20 protein-coding genes are annotated in these 20,055 nt (G+C 71.4%); 8 read left to right on the top strand and 12 right to left on the bottom strand.

The annotated features are described in order from the left end of the window. The first annotated feature begins 38 nt into the window (after positions 1 to 38). Positions 39 to 1,079, top strand: a complete 1,041-nt coding sequence (locus AC1VNH_RS13775) for a hypothetical protein (RefSeq protein ID WP_483112003.1) — start codon at positions 39 to 41, stop codon at positions 1,077 to 1,079. A gap of 144 nt (positions 1,080 to 1,223) precedes the next feature. On the opposite strand, the gene AC1VNH_RS13780 is transcribed toward AC1VNH_RS13775, so the two are convergent. After that, on the bottom strand, positions 1,224 to 2,306 hold the full coding sequence (locus AC1VNH_RS13780) for a sensor histidine kinase (RefSeq protein ID WP_483112005.1): 1,083 nt from the start codon (positions 2,304 to 2,306) through the stop codon (positions 1,224 to 1,226). A 202-nt stretch (positions 2,307 to 2,508) separates the two neighbouring features. On the opposite strand from AC1VNH_RS13780, the gene AC1VNH_RS13785 reads away from it, so the two are divergent. Next, positions 2,509 to 2,721 (top strand): hypothetical protein, encoded by a 213-nt coding sequence (locus tag AC1VNH_RS13785; protein ID WP_483112006.1) that lies wholly within the window; start codon positions 2,509 to 2,511, stop codon positions 2,719 to 2,721. Between the two features lie 165 nt (positions 2,722 to 2,886). Here AC1VNH_RS13785 and AC1VNH_RS13790 read toward each other — a convergent pair whose 3' ends face one another. Beyond that, positions 2,887 to 4,251: a cell division initiation protein gene (locus tag AC1VNH_RS13790; protein WP_483112008.1), complete on the bottom strand. Its 1,365-nt coding sequence runs from the start codon at positions 4,249 to 4,251 to the stop codon at positions 2,887 to 2,889. A 97-nt stretch (positions 4,252 to 4,348) separates the two neighbouring features. Beyond that, positions 4,349 to 5,239, bottom strand: coding sequence for a UTP--glucose-1-phosphate uridylyltransferase GalU (galU, locus tag AC1VNH_RS13795; protein ID WP_243226745.1), 891 nt, complete (start codon positions 5,237 to 5,239; stop codon positions 4,349 to 4,351). A 373-nt stretch (positions 5,240 to 5,612) separates the two neighbouring features. Here galU and AC1VNH_RS13800 point away from each other — a divergent pair, with 373 nt between their 5' ends. Continuing rightward, entirely contained in the window at positions 5,613 to 6,374 is a 762-nt protein-coding gene (locus tag AC1VNH_RS13800; protein WP_483112010.1) for a hypothetical protein, read from the top strand. 73 nt (positions 6,375 to 6,447) lie between these two features. Continuing rightward, on the top strand, positions 6,448 to 6,630 hold the full coding sequence (locus AC1VNH_RS13805; RefSeq protein ID WP_483112012.1) for a hypothetical protein: 183 nt from the start codon (positions 6,448 to 6,450) through the stop codon (positions 6,628 to 6,630). 4 nt (positions 6,631 to 6,634) lie between these two features. Here AC1VNH_RS13805 and AC1VNH_RS13810 read toward each other — a convergent pair whose 3' ends face one another. The 4 genes from AC1VNH_RS13810 to AC1VNH_RS13825 all read right to left on the bottom strand — a co-directional run bounded on the left by AC1VNH_RS13810 (position 6,635) and on the right by AC1VNH_RS13825 (position 11,730). Then, positions 6,635 to 8,209, bottom strand: coding sequence for a LuxR C-terminal-related transcriptional regulator (locus tag AC1VNH_RS13810; RefSeq protein WP_483112013.1), 1,575 nt, complete (start codon positions 8,207 to 8,209; stop codon positions 6,635 to 6,637). Positions 8,210 to 8,313: 104 nt separating this feature from the next. After that, entirely contained in the window at positions 8,314 to 9,858 is a 1,545-nt protein-coding gene (locus AC1VNH_RS13815; RefSeq protein ID WP_483112015.1) for a zf-HC2 domain-containing protein, read from the bottom strand. Between the two features lie 51 nt (positions 9,859 to 9,909). Next, positions 9,910 to 10,203: a hypothetical protein gene (locus AC1VNH_RS13820; RefSeq protein ID WP_483112017.1), complete on the bottom strand. Its 294-nt coding sequence runs from the start codon at positions 10,201 to 10,203 to the stop codon at positions 9,910 to 9,912. A gap of 159 nt (positions 10,204 to 10,362) precedes the next feature. Further along, positions 10,363 to 11,730 carry a glycosyltransferase family 2 protein gene (locus AC1VNH_RS13825; protein ID WP_483112019.1) on the bottom strand — a complete coding sequence of 456 codons (1,368 nt, stop codon included), beginning with the start codon at positions 11,728 to 11,730 and terminating at the stop codon, positions 10,363 to 10,365. A gap of 176 nt (positions 11,731 to 11,906) precedes the next feature. Here AC1VNH_RS13825 and AC1VNH_RS13830 point away from each other — a divergent pair, with 176 nt between their 5' ends. Continuing rightward, on the top strand, positions 11,907 to 12,065 hold the full coding sequence (locus AC1VNH_RS13830) for a hypothetical protein (protein ID WP_483112021.1): 159 nt from the start codon (positions 11,907 to 11,909) through the stop codon (positions 12,063 to 12,065). A 182-nt stretch (positions 12,066 to 12,247) separates the two neighbouring features. On the opposite strand, the gene AC1VNH_RS13835 is transcribed toward AC1VNH_RS13830, so the two are convergent. From AC1VNH_RS13835 to AC1VNH_RS13845, 3 genes are read right to left on the bottom strand one after another with little or no spacing between them, the layout of a single operon-like run. Beyond that, the gene (locus tag AC1VNH_RS13835) at positions 12,248 to 12,976 is read right to left on the bottom strand and encodes a peptidase M23 (RefSeq protein WP_483112023.1); all 729 of its coding nucleotides are present in this window, start codon (positions 12,974 to 12,976) and stop codon (positions 12,248 to 12,250) included. Between the two features lie 41 nt (positions 12,977 to 13,017). Further along, entirely contained in the window at positions 13,018 to 13,173 is a 156-nt protein-coding gene (locus AC1VNH_RS13840; protein WP_483112025.1) for a hypothetical protein, read from the bottom strand. Continuing rightward, positions 13,170 to 14,186 (bottom strand): polysaccharide pyruvyl transferase family protein, encoded by a 1,017-nt coding sequence (locus AC1VNH_RS13845; protein WP_483112027.1) that lies wholly within the window; start codon positions 14,184 to 14,186, stop codon positions 13,170 to 13,172. The genes AC1VNH_RS13840 and AC1VNH_RS13845 overlap by 4 nt, the downstream gene beginning before the upstream one ends. A gap of 119 nt (positions 14,187 to 14,305) precedes the next feature. Between AC1VNH_RS13845 and AC1VNH_RS13850 the strand changes: the two genes are divergently transcribed. The 3 genes from AC1VNH_RS13850 to AC1VNH_RS13860 are packed head-to-tail and all read left to right on the top strand — an operon-like array spanning position 14,306 to position 17,738. Further along, positions 14,306 to 16,453: a glycosyltransferase gene (locus AC1VNH_RS13850; protein ID WP_483112029.1), complete on the top strand. Its 2,148-nt coding sequence runs from the start codon at positions 14,306 to 14,308 to the stop codon at positions 16,451 to 16,453. After that, positions 16,450 to 16,992, top strand: coding sequence for a hypothetical protein (locus tag AC1VNH_RS13855; protein WP_483112031.1), 543 nt, complete (start codon positions 16,450 to 16,452; stop codon positions 16,990 to 16,992). The genes AC1VNH_RS13850 and AC1VNH_RS13855 overlap by 4 nt, the downstream gene beginning before the upstream one ends. Further along, positions 16,944 to 17,738: a glycosyltransferase gene (locus tag AC1VNH_RS13860; protein WP_483112033.1), complete on the top strand. Its 795-nt coding sequence runs from the start codon at positions 16,944 to 16,946 to the stop codon at positions 17,736 to 17,738. The genes AC1VNH_RS13855 and AC1VNH_RS13860 overlap by 49 nt, the downstream gene beginning before the upstream one ends. A gap of 479 nt (positions 17,739 to 18,217) precedes the next feature. Here the strand turns inward: AC1VNH_RS13860 and AC1VNH_RS13865 are convergent, their stop codons facing one another. Both AC1VNH_RS13865 and AC1VNH_RS13870 read right to left on the bottom strand, forming a co-directional pair. Continuing rightward, positions 18,218 to 18,865, bottom strand: coding sequence for a hypothetical protein (locus AC1VNH_RS13865; protein WP_483112035.1), 648 nt, complete (start codon positions 18,863 to 18,865; stop codon positions 18,218 to 18,220). A 287-nt stretch (positions 18,866 to 19,152) separates the two neighbouring features. Beyond that, on the bottom strand, positions 19,153 to 19,959 hold the full coding sequence (locus tag AC1VNH_RS13870) for a DeoR/GlpR family DNA-binding transcription regulator (RefSeq protein ID WP_320435156.1): 807 nt from the start codon (positions 19,957 to 19,959) through the stop codon (positions 19,153 to 19,155). Between the last annotated feature and the right edge of the window lie 96 nt (positions 19,960 to 20,055).

The raw sequence follows: 20,055 nt of genomic DNA on the forward strand, positions 1-20,055 counted from the left end.
TAGCATGGCGTTCTCATTCTGCGGCGGAGGGAACGGCCATGAACGCGATGACCGGTCTGCCGCTGGTGGGCGTCAGCATCGTGGCGACGTTCGTCGTTCTCGCGGCCTTTCTCTGGGTGCGCGGTCCCTCGTACCGCTCCGGGTCCTTCCTCGGCATCGCCACCGCCTCGGCGGTGTTCGCGGTCTTCTCGAGCCTGCTCTACGTCATCTACTTCTCGTTCCAGCACGAGGTGTGGACCATCGCCGCGGGCGACGCGGCGATGGTGCTCGCGCCGGCTCTGCTGTGGGTGGCGGTCGGCGCGCTCAACGACCGGCGTCCGTGGCGACTGTGGGCCGTGATCGCCGGCGGCGTCGTGATGTTCGTGTGCAGCATCCTGCTGTCCGAGACCGTGTCGTCCGGGATCAAGATCCTGCTGCTGATCGCAGGATGCGCGCTGACGGCGATCGAGGCGCGCGTCGGCCGCGCGCGTGCCACGAGCGGCACGTTGGCGATCGCGGCGACGATGGTCGGGTACGCGATCTTCTCCCTCGGTCGCGCCGTCTTCCTCGCGATCGACGGTCTGTACGACGGGGTCTACGCGCAGTACTTCTCGACCGGCCCGACCACCATCGCGGGCGTGATCGCGGTGATCCTCCTGGCCTTCGGCGTGCTCGCCGCCGCCCGCGACGAGCGAGCCAGTCGCCGGGTGCAGCAGGTGAGCACGCGCGACCGGCTCGCGGCTCGTGCCCGGACGATCCTCGCCGAGAGCGGGGCGGTGTCCTGGCGGGTGGCGACCGTCGACGAGTTGGAGCTGATCCGCGAATCGTTCGGCCAGGAGTACATCGACGAGGTCAACGCGGCACTGGTCGCCGCCTGCACGGCGACGCTCGCGGACGACGCCGAGGTCGGGCTCATCGGCGCCGGTCGGGTCGCCATGGTGTGCGCCGTCACCACGCCGGACGTCGCGGCGGACGAGCTCCGCCAGCGGTTCGCGCAGAGCTCGACCCGACTGCGCGAGACCTATGTGCCCGACCTCGAGGTGGCAGTGACGACGATCGAGTCTGCCGTCGTGCTGGACAGCGTCGTCGCCCACAGCTGAGTTCCGAGAGAACGGCCCCTCGCCGGCGATGGCGAGGGGCCGTTACGGAGTGCGAGCGCTCGGGCCTTCGCGGGGAGCGGGCGCTCGGAAGGAGTAAACCACGAGTGGCAGCAGCGGCGGAAGGGCGCGGCCGTGAGAATGCCCTCACCGGCCGTCGATGGGCAGCGTGAGCGTCACCACGGCGCCCGATCCCGGCTCGCTGACGATGTCGATGGTGCCGCCGTGGGCGTGCGCGATCGCGCGCGCGACGCTGAGTCCGAGCCCCAGGCCGGGCACGGCGCTGGCGCGTGCGTCGCGGCCTCGGTGGAAGGGCTCGAAGACGCGGGCGAGTTCGGGCGGGCGGAAGCCGGGGCCCTCGTCGATGACGGTGATATCGATCCGCCCCGCGGAGGTGTCCGAGGTGAGCGCCACCGTGATGGCTGAGCCGGGCGGACCGAACCTGACGGCGTTGCCGATGAGGGCGTCGACGGCCATCTGCACTCGGTGCGCGTCTGCGAGGACCGTGACCGGGGTGACGTCGACGAGGATGCGGATCTCGTGCGCTGAGGCGTCCTCGCCGCGCGCCGCGACCGCGTCCTCGACGATCTGAGCGGCATCGCATTCCGCGAGGGTGAGCCGTGGCGCGAGATGTTCCAGGAGCAGGAGCTCGTCGAGACGGTGGATGATCCGGTCGACATTGCGCCGCAGCACCTCGAGCCGCGCCGACGCGTTCGATTCGCCCCGAGCGAGGTCGTCGGTCAGCAGTTCGAGGTGCCCCACGATCGGGGTCAGCGGGTTTCGCAGTTCATGCGAGGTCGAGGCGAGGAAGTCGTGCGGGAGCCGGTCGTGGTGCGCGCGTCGCGAGACGTCCCGTGTGAGCAGCGCCGTTCCCTCGAGTCCGCTCGTGGGCGACGTGATCCGATGCGACGACTTGCGCAGGGCTCGGCGGCGATCGACGGGACCGGCCCATACCGTGCGCTGCGCCTCGCGGCCCTCGGCTGCGGCGAGGATGACCGATTGTTCCCGCCGCAGGGGGGCGTCGTCGATGTCGTATCCGGGCGGGCTCTCGCGCACGGAGCGCGCCAGGTCGAGGTCGTCCAGATCCACGCCCTGCAGTCGCGCGTAGCGGTGCGCGGCCGCGTTGGCGGCGCGCAGACGCCCGTCGGGGTCGAAGATCGCGATCCCGGTGTCGAGGTGGTCGAGCAGTCCGTCTTCGACGGAGAAACCCCCGCCTGCCGATGCTCCCATCGCGGCCTCTCTCCTTTGTCGCATTCTGCCCGCCGCCGGGGGTGGGTCGTGATCGGCGACGGGAAAGTACTCACCCGCAACCTGCTGGAAAACATGCGTGGGTATCTTCGGGGGAGGCCGGCGGATGAGGGGGCTCCCGACTCTGATGCTCCGGCGTCTCGACGGTCGTCCGGCTCCAACCGTCGAGTCCTTGGGAGGACGCATGCAGGCACCGTACTCGCGCTCAGAATATCGCTCGAGCGTCGGAAGCCGTGAGGCGGTCGTCAGCGATCGCGAGGCGAAAGCGCGCGCCCGTCGTCGGCGTCGCCTCCACCGCCAGCTCTCGCAGCGTCCGCATTGGTCCCTCTACATCGGCGTGCTCCTGCTCGCCGCCGGCGTCGTCGCACTCGTCGCCGCCGCAGTCCTCACGCGCTGATCGCGAAACGCAGAACCCCCTCCTCGGCGATGCCGGGGAGGGGGTATGAGCATTTGGCCAGGGCCCCAGCTCGGGTGCGAGTGGCCGAGCCTTCGCGGGGAGCGACCATTCAGTTGAATTCAATCACATGGATCACAGGAGATTCATGGATCTGAGCATTTCCGCTCAGGCGTGTTCGCCGTCGTCTTCGCGGTCGCCGTCTCCCGCGTCGGCTGTCGCTTCGTCCGCGCCGACCGTCGCAGCGAGCACGCCCTCCGGGCGGATCAGTTCGCGCACCTCCGACATGAAGCTCGTGAGCTGCTGCTGCTGCCACCGCAGTGCGCGGGTCCGGTCCTCCGCGTCGCGCAGAACGGCGGTGGAATGGTCGATGACGGTGGACACGATCTTGTGCGCCTTCGTGCGCGCGCGGTCGAGGTTCTCCTGCGCCCGCACATGCGCGTCCGCTTCGATCTGCGCGGCCTGAGCCCTCATGAGCTTCTCGTAGTCGTCGGCCTTCGCCGAGATGCGCTGGGCGTGCTCGAGGGAGGCGGCGACCTGATCGTTGGCATCGGAGGTGATGCGTTCGGCGTGCGCGACCGCCTGGTTGTGCAGCACCAGGAACTCCTGCTGCGCGTCATCCTGACGACGGGTCAGTGTCTCCTCGAACTCGAGCAGGCGTGCGTTCATCTCGCGGACGTCGCGCTCGGTGTCGCTGCGCAACTGGGCCGTCTCACGCGTCACCATCGCTCGCAGCGCCGCGGCCCCCTTCTCCGCCTCGGAGCGGATCGTCTCGGCCTCTCGCTCGGCCTGCGCGAGCTTCTCGGCGGCGTGTGCCGCCTCGCGCTGGATCGTCGCCTCGTGCGCCGTGTACTCGGTCTCGATGCGCAGACGCACCTGATCGGCATCGTGCTGCGCCTGCGCCTGGATGCGGGAGACGTCAGCCTGCGCCTGGGTGCGTTGGGTCGCCACTTCCTCGCGCGCTGCCTCGAGCAGGCGCTCCGCCTGCGCGGCGGCGTTCTGAACGATGAGGCTGGCCTGCTCCTCGGCGACGCGGAGGACGGCCTCGAACTGGTCGCGCGTGGACGGGTCGGCGGAGTCCGACGCCGCGCTCTCCGCCCCGTCTGCGCCCTCCGGACGATCGACGAGCTGCGCGGTCAGGGCCGCGATGCGCGCTTCGGCTTCGGCGATCTGCGCCGTCGCCGTCTGCAGATCAGCCTCCCGTCGTGCCGCCTGCTCGTGCTGCTCCTCGCGCACCCGGTTCACCGACTGCTCGGTCTCGGAGACGAGGCGCTCGATCTCGGCCCGCTGCTCCTCGCGCAGCCGATCGAGGGTCTCTCGCTGGCGCGCCTCGGCTGTTCCGAGCTCCGCCGTGGCGCGCTGCAGTCGGTTCGTCAGCTCGGAGATGGCTGCATCGACCTCATGGCGGTCATATCCCCGGAATCCCACCGAGAACGTGCTGCCGTCTTCGCCCGAGGATGGGCGCATCAGCTCATCGAACGGGCTGGAGCCAGCCTGCGAGTCGTCGGGGGAGTCTGGGCGCGCGTCGCTCATGCCGTGCCTTCCGGAGGATTCGGGTGTGTTCTCCTACTTTGCCCGTTCTCGGCTATCGACGGGCGATGTGATTCTCGTCTGTGCGCCCTCGTCGCTCTCAGAGAGTGGTGGCGAGCTTCTTGATCCAGTCCGCGAGATCGGGTCCGAGGTCGGGACGGTCGAGGGCCAGCTGCACATTGGACTTGATGTAGTCGAGCCGATCGCCCGTGTCGTAACGGCGGCCGCGGAAGACGACGCCCAGGACAGGGCCGCCGATGCTCTCGTCCTCGGCCAGCGCTTCCAGCGCATCGGTGAGCTGGATCTCGCCGCCCTTGCCCGGCGCGGTCTTCTCGAGCACGTCGAAGATCTCGGGCTTGAGCACGTAGCGTCCGATGACGGCGAGATTGCTCGGTGCGTCGGCGGCCGACGGCTTCTCGACGAGGCCGGTGATGGCCACGACGTCGTCCTCGGCGGTGGGGACGACGGCTGCGCAGCCGTAGAGGTGGATCTGCGTCGGATCGACCTCCATCAGGGCGACGACGGTCGCAGAACGGGCCTGGGACACCTCGATCATGCGCGCGAGCAGCACATCGCGGGCATCGATCAGGTCGTCGCCGAGGAGAACGGCGAACGTCTCATGACCCACGTGCTTGCGGGCGCGCAGCACGGCGTGACCGAGTCCGAGTGGGTCGCCTTGCCGCACGAAGTGCACGTCGGCCAACCTGCTGGCCTCCATGACCTTCTCCAGCTTGGCGGCGTCGCCCTTCCTCTCGAGCGTGTGCTCGAGCTCCGCGACGCGGTCGAAGTGGTTCGCGAGGGCATTCTTGTTGCGTCCGACGATGACCAACACGTCGTCGCTGCCGGCGGCTACCGCCTCTTCGACCACGTACTGGATCGCGGGCTTGTCGACGACCGGCAGCATCTCCTTCGGCATCGCCTTCGTCGCGGGGAGGAAACGGGTCCCGAGCCCCGCTGCGGGGATGACGGCCTTGATCGGTGCGTGTGCCATGCGCCGAACACTAGAGATGGTTGATGAACGCGGTGTTTCCGGTTGAGCAGTTCTCCGCATCCGTGCGTCGGGTGAATCGCCGGGCGAATTCACCGCATCCGCAGAGTCCGCACCGGGATTGGTCGACGATGATGGGCGCTGCAAGGTCCCCGCGAAGGCTCTTGCGCGGCGGGCCCCGGTCCCGAACATCCGGGGCCCGCCGTTCATTTCGGTTCGGAATCGGTCCTCGCGGATCGTTGCCGAGCGCGCGCGGAGGAGTAGTCTTCCCGTGAAGACCTCGTGTGCCAGCTCTGACGGGCCACCCCGACCCCCTCCGAGCGCGGCACGATCCGCGACGCTCGCGTCCGGATGCCGCAGCGGAAGAGGAAGCGTCATGGACCTGATCGTCTGGGCACGCGAGAACCCCGTTCTCGTCGTCACGGCCCTCGCGATCGCTGCCCTGATCGTGGTGGCGATGCGGATGGCGCGCGTGCCCGACAGCGCCGAGGAGCCGCATCCGGCGGCCACGGAACGTCCCGCCGTCGAGCGGACGATGCCCACGCGCCCGTCGTTCGCGCCGACGAGGCCCGCGCCGTTCGCGACGACGAGGCCGGCGCCGGCCGCGCCGACGGGAGCGTCTGTGGCATCACCCGTCGCCCGCCCGGCGCCCACCGGCTACGTCCCGCTCGAGGTCCCCGAACTCTGGGAGCCCCCGGTCGGATACCTCGGCGATTCCGGCGTGGCGTCGTTCGCGCCGGCGGGGCCCGTGCACCGCGCCGCCCCCGACCCGACGGCTCCGCCGGCACATCCGGCCAGGTATCCCGCGCGTAGCGCTCCGTTCGTGCAGCCTGCTCCGCGCGTGCAGGCGCCCCCGTCCGCTCCGCTCGCGTCGTCCGCGCCGATCCGCCTCCCGCGGTCCTTCGACGACCTCCGCCGCGGCGCGTTGGCGGGGCGCACGTTCGAGTCGCTGCAGCAGTTCGCCGTCGCCGCGGTGGTCGAGGCGGGGCATCCGGTCGTGCTGGTCGCGCGGATCTTCCGCGTGCCGACCTGGAAGCTGGAGAAGCTGGGTGGAGGCGGCGTTCCATGCCGCCCCCGCTCCCACCCGCCGCCCGTGGCGGGGCACGATGCCGCGCGCGGTGTGACGCGCTTCGGGTGAATAGTCCGCAGGGATGATGTGAAACATCCTCGCGGTGGATGTGAGGGGCGCGGTGGGTGGCCAGGCTTGAGCCATGACCACCGAGAACCTCCGCACGCTGTCCCTCCACCCGCCGCTGCGCCCGCGTGGCAGCGGGTCCGCGCTGGCGCTCGTCGTGCTCGGATGGATCGGTGTCATCGGTCTCGTAGCGGTCGCCGTGGCGGCTCCCTTCGTCGTGGCCGGCGGGTGGGTGCTCACACAGGTCATGGGCCGATGACGCCTCAGCTCAATCCGAGGCGCCGTACGGCGGCCTCCGCCTCCTTGCGTGACGCCACGCCCAGCTTGCGGTAGGCGCTGCTCAGCTGCGTCTTGACCGTGTTGGGGCTCACGAAGAGCCTGTCGGCGATCTGGGCCGTCGTGGCGCCCGTGGCCAGCTCGCGCAGCACCGCCCGCTCCCGAGCGGTGAGCGAGGGCGCGGATGCGGCCTCGGGGAAGCGGGCTGACCCGCGGATGTGCTGGACCAGCTCGTCGTCGGCCAGCTCTGCCGTCTCCACCAGCAGATCGAAGTCGCTACGGGACACGGTGGCCATGCTGCCGGCGAGGTCGTATTCGCGCGCCAGACGGAGAGCGTGCGTGGTCGCCTCGCCCGCGTTGGCCGGCTCGCCCAGACGCAGACTCGCGACGGCCGCGGCCATGAGGGCCTCCACCAGCAGCCGGGGCCGGGAACTCGCCTCCTCGATGAGAGACATGAGGGTGGCGACCGCGCGACGGTGCTGACCGGCGGCGGACTCCACACGCCCTCGCGCGAGCGTCAGATAGCCGGGTTCCACGGGCCAGAGGTCGAATCCTTCGACGCGCGAGCTGCGAGAGATCGCTTCCTCGGCCTTCTCGAGCACCGCGGTCGCCCGCGTCAGCGCGCCCAGGCGCAGCAGTAGGTCGATGCGCGCACCGGCCACGAGCTCGGCGGTCAAGCCGGTCACGCTCAGCGGCCCGGGGCGTGAGGCCGCGGCGATGTCGATCTCGGTGAGCAGCGCTGCGGCATCAGCTGCCGACGTGAGTCTCGCCTTGGCATGCAGCACGTGGGCCCAGTACTCGCCCAGTGCAGCGGGATCGATCGCCGTGAGAGCGCGCTCGGCGTCCTCGTTGCGCAGCAGATCGCCGTGGTGCAGAGCCTCGGCCAACCGAGCCGGCACGCCGTACTTCGCGGCCGCGGTGCTCAGCGAGCCGGCCTCGGCGATGCGCAGCCAGTGCAGCGCGGCCGAACGATGACCCGCGAGCGCGTGGATGCCGGCCAGCGAGGAGGATGCGGACGCGCGGATGAGGGGGTCGTCCATCAGGACGGCGAGGTCGTACGCATCCTGGTACTCGGTCACGGCCTGCTCGACTTGGCCGGCGAACTCACGCACACGCGCCCACTGCGCGTGGAGGTGGGGCAGCGCCGACTGCGCCGTCTCTACCGCTTCGCTCGCGGCGGCCTCGAGCGCTTCACGGCCCCGTTCGACGTGGATGAGGGCTGCCGTGACATGGCCGGCACTGCGCTCGGCGGCCGCGCGACTGGTGTGCTCGACGAGCACGTCCAGCAGTGACTCGGGTCGTTCGAATGCGGAGTGCCGGTAGCGATGGACGCTTCCCTCGCCGCGGGAGAGGTGGCGCAGGTACGTGCGTGCGGCGACGTAGCGGGGCTGTGCGGCGAGCGTCGACGGCGGCAGCCGCTCCAACGCCGCCAGGAGCGTCGGGGCATCGTGAAGGATGAGCTCCGACCAGTGCTCTGCGATCACCCTGGTGACGCGCTCCCAGTCCTCGTCGTCGACGGCGGCGGTCAGGGGGCAGGGTGGTTCGCGGGTGATGTCGCTCACGATCTGCGGGGCCTCTCGGGTCTGCGGTGACGCGGGGATCGCGTTTCCTGCGAGGAGAGATGCGTTTCAGAAGGTTTCGTGACGCGGTTTCCGAGATCGTTCGATCAGAACGGGAAGCAGAACCAGCCCCAGGGCCACGGACATCCGGGCTCTGTCGGTTCCGTGGGCCCGCTCGGCGACGGCGACGGCGACGGCGACGGCGAGGCGGTGGGTGACGGAGAAGGTGAGGCGGACGGCGAAGGTGATGCTGTGGGCGAAGGTGATGCTGTGGGCGAGGGCGACGCGGTGGGTGACGGCGAGGGCATGGGTGACACGCTCGGCGACGGCGACGGCGACGGCGACACGCTCGGTGACGGTGACGGTGACGGTGACGGTGACGGTGACGGTGACGGTGACGGCGACGCCGTGGGGCGCGGGGTGGGCGTGACCGATGGCGAAGGCAGGCCGAAGGGACCCGAGGGGGCAGGTGTCGGCTCTTGGGCCGGCTGCGGAGGGACAGCGCGGGGGGTGCGAGAGGCCTGCGGGGTCGGTGCGGGCGTCGGTGCGCTCGTCGGGGTCGCCGCGGCGTCCGGGGTGACGAAGACCTCGGGAGTCGCTTCCTCCGGTGTCGTCATGCTCGGCGACTCCGCCGCGGAATCCGCCGGCTCGATCGCCGCGGGCGCAGGCGCGGCGAGCATGTCGCCGATGCCGCCGGTGGCCGCCCACGCCACGCCGCCGGCCACCACGGCGACCGCCGAGACGGCGACGACGGTGGTGACCTGCCAGGAGCTGCGACCGGCACCGCGAGGACGCAGCGCTCCGAGCCAGCCGCCGCCGGATGCGGATGCGGATCCACCGCTCCCGGCGGCCATCGCCACGGCTGCGGCCTGTGCGCCGCCGGACTGCGCCCACGCGGCGTAGCTCGCCGTCGCCGAGACGCCCACCACGAGCGGAATGAGCACGAGGGCGAGTCGCGACGCGACGTCGCGGGCTTCGCTCCACGCGAGCGCGCATCCGGTACAGGTGGCGAGGTGGGCATCCACGCGTCGGGCATCACGTCGCGAGAGGGCGCCCCGGGTGTGCGTGCCCAGCAGGGGGAGCGTCTCGTGGCAGTCGGGGCCGCTCGGATTGCGCAGTTGTGCCGTGACCCACGCGTCTCGGAAACCGCGGCGGGCGCGGATCACGAGGGCGGATGCGGCGTTGGGGGCGAGACCCATCAGCGGCGCGAACTGCCGGGGCTTGAGCCCGTCGACTTCGCTGTACCAGAGCGCTTCCTGCCATCTCGTCGGCAGGCTGCGGAACACATTGGCGGTGGTTCCGCGCTCGAGCGCGGATAGCGCGGAGTGCTCCGCATCCACGGATGCGGCACCGGCCGCGTCCTCCAGGTCCATCGTGTCCGCCTTGACCTGGCGGGAGCCCCACTCCGCGGCGACGTTGCGCACCGCGGTCAGGAGGTACGGGCGGAAGCCCATGACGGGGCCTTGACCGCGTCCGATCGCGGCGAGGATGCGGGTGAAGGCCTCGGCGACGACGTCGTCGGGGTCGAGCGACGTGAACGCGCGCGCGACGGCGTGGGCGGCGGCGGAATGGCGCAGCCACAGCTCGCCGTAGGCGCGGGAGTCGTTCGCGCGGACGCGTTCGACGAGATCGTCGTCAGACAGCTCGGGCATCGGTCTTCGGGTTTTCGGGCTTTGTGAGAAAGCTCTCATCTTCGGGTCTTCTCAGACTAGGGCCTCGCCGAGGAATGCGTGGAGGTCCCACGCATTCTGTGCAGAATCGCCGATGGACTCGAAGTTGCGCAGATGACGCACGAGATCCGCGAACGCATCGTCGGTGAACGCGCGGCAGTCCAGAATGCAGGGGTCGGCCCCCAGAACCGTCACCAAGATGCAGTGCCGCAGGCGTCGGTCCACCCTGGCATCGCCCGCACGCGGCACGCAGAAGCCCACCAGACCCCGCCGCCAGATCGCCGTGTCCTGCCCGTAGTAGACGTGCACCAGCGGTCCGCGGATCACGATCCGATCGGGCGCGATCCGCTCCCTGGACCCCGTCGTCGGCCACGGCATCCAGCGCCGCCATGCGCGACGGGGCGGAACGGTGAACTCGGTGTGCGCGGGGTGCATGTCTGAGAGACGCGGGGGTCGCCAGATCGTGACGCGGTGGCGCGAAATTCCTCAGCCGACACGCGCCGCACCGGATGCGGGCGCCGGTGTGGACTTCGGCGCGGGTGCGAGCTTGGGCGTCGGCTTCCACGCCACCGCGCGGATGCCGACGCTCCATTTGGCGACCGCGACCAGAGGGCCCGCGGTGTCGACGATGCCCGCGAGAGGCGTCACCAGGAGCACCAGAAGATGCTCGCGCGCCTTCGTGATCCGAGGCATCCCGGTGTAGCGGAGGTTGTAGAAGAGCCCGAGCTGGGTCCCGGCGAGCCACAGAGTCAGACCGATGGCGGAGACGATCCCGTACACCGTGAGCTCGGGCGGCGCGACATCCAGCATCCCGGTCGCGACAGCCTCCGCGGCCGCCGCGGCGACGAGCATGGCGTTGGACACCAGCGCGAGCAGCGAGATCGGGAACCCGAGCGCGTACGTGAACACGCGTGCGCGGATCACGACGGCGATGTGCGCGCGGTCACGGCGTGACAGTCGTCTCCACTGGGGACTGCGCTGCAAGTGGGACAACGCCTGCAAGGCGCCGAACACCCAGCGCTCACGCTGATTGTACGCCGCCTTCAGCGTGAACGGCGGCTGCTCGATCATCTCCGTGTGGTGCCAGCCGAAGACCCCGCGGCCGAAGCGCAGGTAGGCGGACAGACCGAACACCAGGTCCTCGGCGATGAGAGCGGCGCCGTCCAGGGTGCCGATGTCCCATCCGATCTCGTTCTCCAGATCCTGGCGGACGACGAGATTCGAGCCGTGCAGGTGCAGCGGCGGAGGACTTGTCATGACGGCGTAGCACTCGTGGCACCCGAAGGGCCGGTTCGATTCCATCGCCTTGTTGACGAGCGTCGCGCGGTCCCAGTCGAGACCGTAGGAGATCATGCCCTCCGAGATCCCGACCGGATACTCGGCCAGCCGGTGGACCAGCCGTGCGAGGTTCATGGGGGTGAGGACGGACTCCTCATCGAAGTGGACGACGTAGCAATCGCGCGGATCGCGCCGGTGCTCGTCGACCATGAACTCCAGTGCGCGCGCCTTCAACAGGGTGCCGAGCGGGGTGCGGTAGTCGCGCGGCAGGAGGAACGGGAGGACGGGCACGGCCGCGTCGGCGTAGCGCGCCGCCAGGGCGGCGACCTCCTGTGCCTCCTCCGTCACGATCTCGACCCAGACGGCCCGCTGAAGGCTCGGGAATGCGGCGACGCCCTCGAGGACCGTGTCGATGCCGCGCTGCACGACGGCCAGCGCGCCGCCCTTCGTCGTGATCTGGATGAGGAACTGCGCGGTGTGCCCACGCTCGGCGGCGGTGCCGAGCGCGTGCGCCACATCCGCGTCGGTGAGCGTCCGACGCGACACGTGACCGTGGGCGCTGGCGCGTACCACCATCCACCAGAAGTAGAGCTAGGTGGCGACCAGCAGCACCATGGCGGCGAACAGGAACCACCCGAGGGGGAAAAGTCAGGAGCGAAGCGGATCATCGATGGGTCCGGGCGCCCATGCCCGGGGCCGTCGTCTTCGTCAAGGGCCCCCCACGTGAATGAGCCGCATCGCAGACTGAGGGCATGGTCGGTATCGCTGTTCTCTTGGTCGTCATCGGAATCGTTCTGCTGCTGCTGGGCGTGTTCGTCGAGGCGGTGAAATTCCTGCTCTGGATCGGGCTGATCATCCTCGTCATCGGGATCATCGCCGCGTTGATGCGCTTCATCCGCCGACAGAGTTAGCCTGCGCGCGACCTTCGAATCTAGGCGGCGTGCGCCGACGCGTCGCCGGCGGTGAGTAGTTCTCCGTCCCGGTCGCCGAACCCGCGTCCCGCCGGGCAGTACTCACCGGGCGCGCAGAGTGCCGCTCAGGAGCAGAGCGCTGCTCAGGAGCAGAGTGCCGCCGCCCAAGAGCAGAGCACCGCTCACGAGGGGCAGAGCGCGATCCCGTCTGTACGGTCTCCCTCGCGGGGTGTGCCGTTCAGCGCCGCGACGACGCGCACCGCGCGGTCCCAGAATCGGGCGTAGTGCAGCGGGTCGGCGTTGACCTGCGTCTCGTGTGCGACCTGCGTGGGATCGAGCGCTGCCCGGTCCGGGACACGCTCGGCCATCGCGCGGAAGAAGATCGTCGCCGCCGTGTACGGATCGAGGCGCTCGTCGCGGGAGCCCCAGGAATCCTGCTGTTGGAACAACCCGATCGAGGTCGTGGGCGATCCGTCGGGATTGGTCACTCCGCTCGTCTCCCAGTCCCCGTAGTCGAGGTTTCGCAGCGATGATTCGCCCATCGCCGTCATGATCGCGATCGTCTGGTCGCGCTCGTCGAAGCCGAGATCGCGCCCCGCCGCGAGGATCGTGCACGCGTTGGCGAGCTGACCGGAACCGTAGCCCGCGATGCCCGGCTCCGCGATCCCGGGCGGGCGGGGTGCGTCGCCGATACCGACGTCGATCGGGTCGCCGCCGTCGAAGGCGCTGATCGCGGCGCTGCCGGCGGCCAGGAGCGCCACGATCAGGATGAGGGGCGCGACGGTCAGGGCGACGACCGCGGCGATGAGGCTGCCGCGTGCACCCCGGCGCCGCGCGGACCGGGCGCGCCGATCGGCGGGGCGTCGCCGGGCGGGCGGTCGGCGCCGGGCGGCGGAGGGACGTCGGGGCATCGCGGTCAGGGTAGAGGGCGCACCTGGAGTTTCCCCAGGGCTCAGCCGAGGGTCGCCGCCACGTGGTCCCACCACTCGGACGCCCGCGTGCGGTGGGCGTCGAACCGTTCGGTCGCGGCATCACGGAGCGATGCCGCGCGCGAGATCAGAGCCGGCAGTGTCGCGGATGCGGCCGCGGCGTCGTCGATGTCGATCACGCCGTCCTGGCCCCAAGGCTCCAGCGCGCCGGTGAGTTTGATCCGTGTGTACTCGTCTGCCGCAAGGGCCAGCACGGGCACTCCGGACGGCGCCGCGAACACGACGGGGTGATAGCGGAGCTGATGAGCAGGCGCGCCGAGCGCGCGAGGGAGACCGCGTGAGCCGTGTCCGCCGTGGTCTCCAACCTGCTGGGGCTGCGCAGATGAGCGCGGACGCGTTCGTGCACGACGACGTCGCCGCGCACGTCGCCGTCGGTGAGCGGTCCGAAGTGCGCGTGGAAGACGACGGGCGCGCCGGTGTGCTCGGCGGCCGTGTCGATCATGTGGGCAAGGGCGGCGTCGACCGCATCCGTCGGGCGATGCGCGTACCAGCCGGACAGGCTCACGAGCAGCGGTCCGGATGCGGGCGCGACGGCGGGGGCATCGAGGAAGGAGGCATCGTCGACCTGCCTGCGCGGGCGGAGCCCCCAGGAGCGCACCAGGGCCTCGGTGTTGCCCTCGCGCACGCCGACGAGCGCGGCGTCCGCGAGCGCTGCACGCAGCCGGGCCTCGTCGGCTGCGGTCAGGTCGGGTCCGAAGGTCTGGCCGCTGAAGACGATCGGCAGCCCGCGTGCGGCCGCCATCCGGGTGAGGGTCGTGCGCTCGTAGATGTGCACGGGCCACCGCGAGGCGAGATTGCCGCCGCCGGTGTGCAGCACGCCGGTGACCGTGCCGAGCGCCGCGAGGACGCCCCGGGCCGCGTCATCGGCGGCGAGCTCGGTTCCCCCGGTCGCCGCATCCACCAACTGCTCGGCCCTGCGGGCCGCGGCGTCTGGATCGAGCCCCGCGAAACCGAGTCGGTCGACGGCGTCGATCCCATATCGTGCGCGCGTCTCGGCGGGGGCGGAGGAGATGCCGACCGTCTCGATGCCGCGGCGGCGGAGTTCGACGACGGCGGCGTCGAACATCGCCTCGTCGCCGACATGGAACAGGTCGTCGACGACGCCGACATCGCCGATGGCAAGAACGCTCACGCGGGCTCCGGGATCGTAGCGGGGGAAAGGGTGCGGCTCAACGCTAGCCTGCTGTTCAGACGTGTTCTCTACGATCGATTCGCTCGTGGCCGTCCGGCGACGGCGAAGGGAAGTGGGACGTGGGGATTCAGACGTCCATGGATGCGGTGCAGAGCGCTCCGACGATCGTCGATGCGCTGCGTCGCGCCGACGAGCTGGCGTTCGAGGCGGGTCGCGAGCCGGGGGTGCGCTCGCTGCGCCATCTGGCCGCGGCGCTCGCGAGCGAGGATGACGTGCGCGCGCTGGCAGCGGTGCACGCGCTGGGAGCGATGACCGACGAGGAAGCCGGACGGATGCTGGCGGCGCTGCTGTCGGATCGCCGTGCGTACGTGCGCGAGCACGCGGCATGGGCGCTGTCGCAGGGGCTGCCCCGGCTCGACGCGGTCGGGCGCCTCATCGCGATGGTCGCCGCCGGCGGGTTCTCCGCCATGCTCGCCCAGCGCACGCTCGAAGGCTGGTCGGTCCCCTCGGGCGAGGTGCTGGCCGTCGCGCTCGAGGCCGCGCTGGTGTCGACCGACGACCCCTCCGCCCGAGCGCGCCTGGTGGAGACCCTCGGTCTCGTGCGCGCGCCCTTGGCGACGAGGCCCCTGATCGCGATCGCCCGCGACGAGCGGGAAGAGCCCGCGGTGCGCGAAGCCGCGATCGCGGCGCTGGGTCAGCGGCCGGGTCAACCCGGCGTCGAGAGCACGCTCGACGAGCTCATGTCGACCACGGGGCGGCTGGCGTCGGTGGCGCGGCTGGCGCTGCTGGATCTCGTGCCCCCGAAGCCGGATGCCGCCGATGCGCCCCGCACGATCGCGCAGTTGTTCCTGCACGCCGACATGGATGCGCAATTGGCGACGGCGGGCGCCGGCGACAACGGCGGCATCGCGACGCTGCTCGTGCGCCTGGGTGACGCGCTGGTCGCCGACGACTCCGGACTCGTGGAGCGCGTCATCACCCTCGGCCGCGGCAGCATCGACCAGGCCGCGAGCGATCTCCTGGACGTCGCGGGCACCCGCGGCGGGCACCGCTTCGGACGCGTGCCCATGGCGGCCTCGCCGGTTCCCTCCGCCGCAGCGTGGGGATTGCGCGTCCAGGCACGTCGCGGCATCCGCCGGGTGCTGCGCGCGGCGGGCCGCGTCGACGTGCTGCACCTGCGCATGGCGGATGTCGGGAGCCTCGCGGCGGCCGACGTCGCCCGCGAACTCGGCATCCCCACCGTCTTCACGCTGGCGCCCGACCCGCACTCCGTGATCACGTCGCTCGAGGAATCCGGTCAGCTCACGCGCGAGGGCTTCGGCGAGGCCGACCTGCGCGAGCACTACTGGTTCCGCGCCCGACTCGTGCAGTCGCTCGCAGCGGGCGCCGAGCACACGGTGCTCTTTCCCCGCCCGACGCTCGCCGACGACATGAAGCGGCTCGTCGGGGTGGACATCACCGCGCACGCCGAGCGGCACACCGTGGTCGCCGAAGGCGTCGACCTCGCCGTCGTCGACGACGCGGTGTCGCGCGTCGCGGCCCGCGGTGCCGACGGCGACGCCCCGGCGGGCCTGGAAGAGCTCGAGCGGCTGCTCGCCGAGCTGCCCGAGGAGCGCCGCGGCCTGCCGCTGCTGGTCAGCGTGGGGCGCCTGCACCGCGTGAAGGGCATGGCGTCGCTCGTCGAGGCGTGGCACGGTTCCGCGCTCGCCGCGAGCACGAACCTGCTCATCGTCGGCGGAGACCTCGCGCATCCGTCCGTCGACGAGCGGGAGCAGCTCGAGCGCATCGACGCGATCGTCCCGGCCGCCGAGCGTGCCGCGCACGGCCTCCTGCTTCCCGGACACCGCCCGAACGGCGTCACGGCGCTGTGGCTGGCGGCCGCTCGTGCGGGACTCCCCGGCCTGGCAGCGCCTCACGGCGTATACGTCTGCGCGAGCATCAAGGAGGAGTTCGGCATCGCCCTGCTGGAGGCCATGGCGACGGGGCTCGTCGTCGTGGCGCCCGACGCGGGAGGCCCCGCCACCTACGTCGAACCCGGTCGCACCGGATTCCTGGCGCCGACCTGGGACCGCGAGCGCTTCGTCGCCGCGATCACCGATGCGCTCGCCCACGCGAAGGTCGACCCGGATGCCGTCGCCGAGCGCTCGCACGCGATGGTCGCCGAGCGGTTCACGATCCAGGCGATGGCGGCGACGCTCGCCCCGCTCTACCAGGCCGTCGCCTCGCAGGATGCGTACCTCGCCCGGCTGGCGGTGCTGCCCTCGTGAGACTGCTCGTCATCAGTCCGGACTACGCCTCGCACCTGCTGCCGCTCGCGACCCTCGCCACGGCCTGGCAGGACGGCGGGCACGACGTGACCGTGGCGACCGGGCCCGCGACGGCGCCCATCGTGGCGGATGCCGGGTTCGCGCACGTCGAGCTGTCGCTCGGACGCGGCGCGAACGCGGGAGTCATGCGCACCGCTCAGCAGCAGGCGGACGAGGCCTCCTCGCTCGAGGGGTTCTTCTCCGCGACCCGCCGGGGCATGGTCGAAACGCTCACCTACCAGGCGCGGGAACGGCTGACCGACCTGATGTGGGATCCGGTGGGCCGCGGCCGGCGGACGCTCGAGATCATCGACCGGGTGCGGCCCGACCGCATCCTCGTCGACCACCTCGCGTTCAGTGCGCGGATGGCGATGCAGGCCGCCGGTGTCGCGTACGGCGACGTCGTGCTCGGCCACCCGACCGCCCTGCCGGTGCCGGGGAACTCTACGGCGTGCCGCCGTTCTGGCCCCGCGCCTTCGATCCCGATGCGGCGAGCCTGACGGCGTTGCGCACGCTGGCCGCGGAGGTGTCCGAGCGATTCACCGCGCAGTGGAACGCAGCCGCATCCGAGATCGATCCCGCGGCCCCCGTCGTGGCCGACGCCTTCGCGTCGCACGGCGACACGGTGCTCTACAACTACCCCGAGCAGCTCGCCGACGGGGACGGCCGCGCCATGGCGGCCGGGGCCTTCCTCGGCTCGACGCTGCGTGAGGAGCTCGTCGATCCGTCGATCTCGCGCTGGATCGACGAGGGCGAACCGTACGTGTACGTGAGCTTCGGCAGCTTCCTCTCGGTGCGCGACGATGTGCTGGCCCGGGTGGTCGAGGCCTTGCGCGCGCTCGGCGTGCGCGCCGCGATCGCGACGGGCGTCGCCGATACCTCGATGTGGGGCGACGTTCCGGCCGAGTGGCTCGTGCGCGAGTACCTGCCGCAGGTGCGCCTGCTCGGCTCAGCGGCCGTCGCCGTCACCCACGGCGGCAACAACTCCGTCACCGAGGCGTGCGCGCAGGGTGTGCCGCTGGTGGTGCTGCCGTTCTCGACGGATCAGTTCGCGGGGGCTGCGGCGCTGGAGCGCACGGGAGTGGGCATCGCGTGCGATCCCAATCGCGCGAGCGCCGGAGAGCTGGCCGACGCCGTCGCGCGTCAGTTGCAGCCGGATGCGGCCGCGCCCGCACTGCGCGCCCGGATGCTGCGAGACAGCCGTGAGCGCCCGGGCCCGCTCCGGGCCTTCGACGCGCTGGCCTGAACCCGTTCGCGCTCCGCTGCGTCGAGCCCGCTGCGCCGAGCCCGCTGCGCCGAGCCCGCTGTGCCGAGCCGGTGGTGCCGAGGCCGTGGTGCCGAGCCCGTCGTGCCGAGCCGGTGGTGCCGGGCCCGTGGTGCCGAGCCGGTGGCGCGCCGAGCCCGCCGTCCCGAGCCCGCGGTGCCGAGCCGGTGGGCGCCGGGCCCGTGGTGCTGAGCCCGTGGTGCCGAGCCGGTGGGCGCCGGGCCCGTGGTGCTGAGCCCGTGGTGCCGAGCCGCTGGTGCCGAGCCCCTGTTGCTGAGCCCGCTGCGCCGAGCCCGCGGTCCCGAGCCCGCGGTCCCGAGCCCGCTGTCCCGAGCCCCTTTCGCGAGCGAGCATCCGATCGCCGAGCGAGCATCCGATCGCCGAGCTCGTTCGATGAAGGGATGCTCGTGTCCCGGACGGATCCGGGTGCCCCGCGCGGGTCAGAGGCTGTTCCCGGCGGATCAGGAGATGCCGACGAGGCGCGCGATGGCGCCGGGGTCGCTGGCCGCGGCTCGGTAGAGACCCATGCGGGCCTCGTTGGCCTCGTAGCCGGCGCCCACGCGCTGCTCGGCCGCGTGGTGCAGCGCGTAGACGCGCCCGGCGTGGCGGCGGGGCGGCTCGCCCAGCACGGCCTGATGGGTGAGGTACCAGGCCGCGTCCTCGAAGCCCCATCCGCGGAACGCCTCGTCCTGCCCGCCGTGCGCGAACCAGGTCTGCGGGGTCGCCACGTAGACGCCGGAGCAGGCCCCCTCGACGTACTGCTCGACGGTGCATTCGACGAGCGGTGTGCCGGCCGCGTACTCGGCAGAGCCGCTCGCGCCGAGCCAGCGGTACTCGTCGTAGGGCAGATGCACTCGTCCGCTCGTGCGCGCAGCGGCGATCGCGGCGCGCAGCGGCTCTTCGTCGGGCAGGGTGTCGGCGTCGCCGATCACGACCACGGCATCCGGATGCGCGGTGCGCATCGCGAGGTTGCGGCACGCGGCGAGCACGAACACGTCGTCGTCGGTGTCGATGGTGCGCACCGACGCTTCGGGCAGATGGGTCTCGTACCAGCGGCGGACGAGCGCGAACGGTGCGCGGCGAGTCGGCGCGTCCCGCCAGGGGATCACGACCTCGACGGGGGAACGAGAGCTGTGGACATCGCGCTCAGCATAAGTCCGTTCCGGACCCCCGCTGACCCCTTGCGCTCGCAGGCATCGGCTCACCGGGTTGCTGGCCGGTCGCCGCCCGCATCCGTGGGGCGCATCCGCCGATCCCTGGCCGCATCCGCCGGCTGCCCGCATCCGCCGGTCGGAGAATCGCGCGAATGTCGGAGGATGCGGGCCGAAACCTCCGACGCGGGGCGTTTTCTCCGACCGGACGGGTCGGCAGTAGGCGGCGCGATCGCGCCTGAGGCTCAGTCGCAGATGACCGTGACGCCCGCGGCGGCGAGGGCCGCGGCGAGGTCGGCGGGCGGGGGAGCGTCGGTGATGAGGTAGTCGGCGCCCTCGAGGGCCGTCACCTGCGCGAACAGGCGGCGTCCGAGCTTGGTCGAGTCAGCGAGGATGGCGGTGCGATCGGCGCGCTGGATCATCTCGGCCATCATCGTCGAGTCGCCGAGGTTGGATGCGGAGTACCCGGATGCGTCCACCGCCCCCACCGCGACGAAGGCGATGTCGGCGCGGATGTCCACATCCGGGCCGGCCGAGGTCATCGCGAGACTCACAGGGCCCGTCGTCGCCTGGGTGATCGTGCGCACGGCGCCGCCGAAGACGTACAGGTCGCGGAACACGCTCGGCGGGATCTCCGCGGGAACCCGCAGGTTGTTCGTGGCGATCGTGAGGTCGCGGTGATTGCGCAGCGCCCGGACGAGGGCGAGCACGGTCGTTCCGCCGTTGATCATGAGCACCGCGCCGTCGTCGACGAGTTCGGCGGCGAGCTTGCCGATCTTCTCCTTCTCGGGCACCTGCATCCGCAGGCGCACATCCAGTCCGCGGTCACGACCCGGCCCCTCCGACGCGCTCATCGCGCCGCCGTGCGTGCGCACGAGCGCGCCCTGGCGATCGAGCTCGTCGAGATCCCGGCGGATGGTGTCGATCGAGACCCCGAAGTGCGCGGAGAGGTCGGCGACCGTGACCTGCCCGACCTCCTCCACGTAGGCGGCGAGATCCGCCTTGCGTCCGGCGGGCAGCCGGCGAGAGGTGCTTTTGCGCTGCGCGTCCATGGCCTCATATCTAGCACAGGACTGCACAAAACGGCGGAGACAGCCGCACGCATCCGCAACTTTCTGGACCGAGAGTCCATCGCGAAGCTCCCAAGA

This window comes from Microbacterium sp. KU4F, assembly GCF_056868075.1.

Coding starts and splice junctions, on each gene's coding strand:
- AC1VNH_RS13775 (WP_483112003.1), top strand. CDS start 39: ATGAACGCGATGACCGGTCTGCCGCTGGTGGGCGTCAGCATCGTGGCG.
- AC1VNH_RS13780 (WP_483112005.1), bottom strand. CDS start 2,306: ATGGGAGCATCGGCAGGCGGGGGTTTCTCCGTCGAAGACGGACTGCTC.
- AC1VNH_RS13785 (WP_483112006.1), top strand. CDS start 2,509: ATGCAGGCACCGTACTCGCGCTCAGAATATCGCTCGAGCGTCGGAAGC.
- AC1VNH_RS13790 (WP_483112008.1), bottom strand. CDS start 4,251: ATGAGCGACGCGCGCCCAGACTCCCCCGACGACTCGCAGGCTGGCTCC.
- galU (WP_243226745.1), bottom strand. CDS start 5,239: ATGGCACACGCACCGATCAAGGCCGTCATCCCCGCAGCGGGGCTCGGG.
- AC1VNH_RS13800 (WP_483112010.1), top strand. CDS start 5,613: ATGGACCTGATCGTCTGGGCACGCGAGAACCCCGTTCTCGTCGTCACG.
- AC1VNH_RS13805 (WP_483112012.1), top strand. CDS start 6,448: ATGACCACCGAGAACCTCCGCACGCTGTCCCTCCACCCGCCGCTGCGC.
- AC1VNH_RS13815 (WP_483112015.1), bottom strand. CDS start 9,858: ATGCCCGAGCTGTCTGACGACGATCTCGTCGAACGCGTCCGCGCGAAC.
- AC1VNH_RS13825 (WP_483112019.1), bottom strand. CDS start 11,730: ATGGTGGTACGCGCCAGCGCCCACGGTCACGTGTCGCGTCGGACGCTC.
- AC1VNH_RS13830 (WP_483112021.1), top strand. CDS start 11,907: ATGGTCGGTATCGCTGTTCTCTTGGTCGTCATCGGAATCGTTCTGCTG.
- AC1VNH_RS13835 (WP_483112023.1), bottom strand. CDS start 12,976: ATGCCCCGACGTCCCTCCGCCGCCCGGCGCCGACCGCCCGCCCGGCGA.
- AC1VNH_RS13870 (WP_320435156.1), bottom strand. CDS start 19,959: ATGGACGCGCAGCGCAAAAGCACCTCTCGCCGGCTGCCCGCCGGACGC.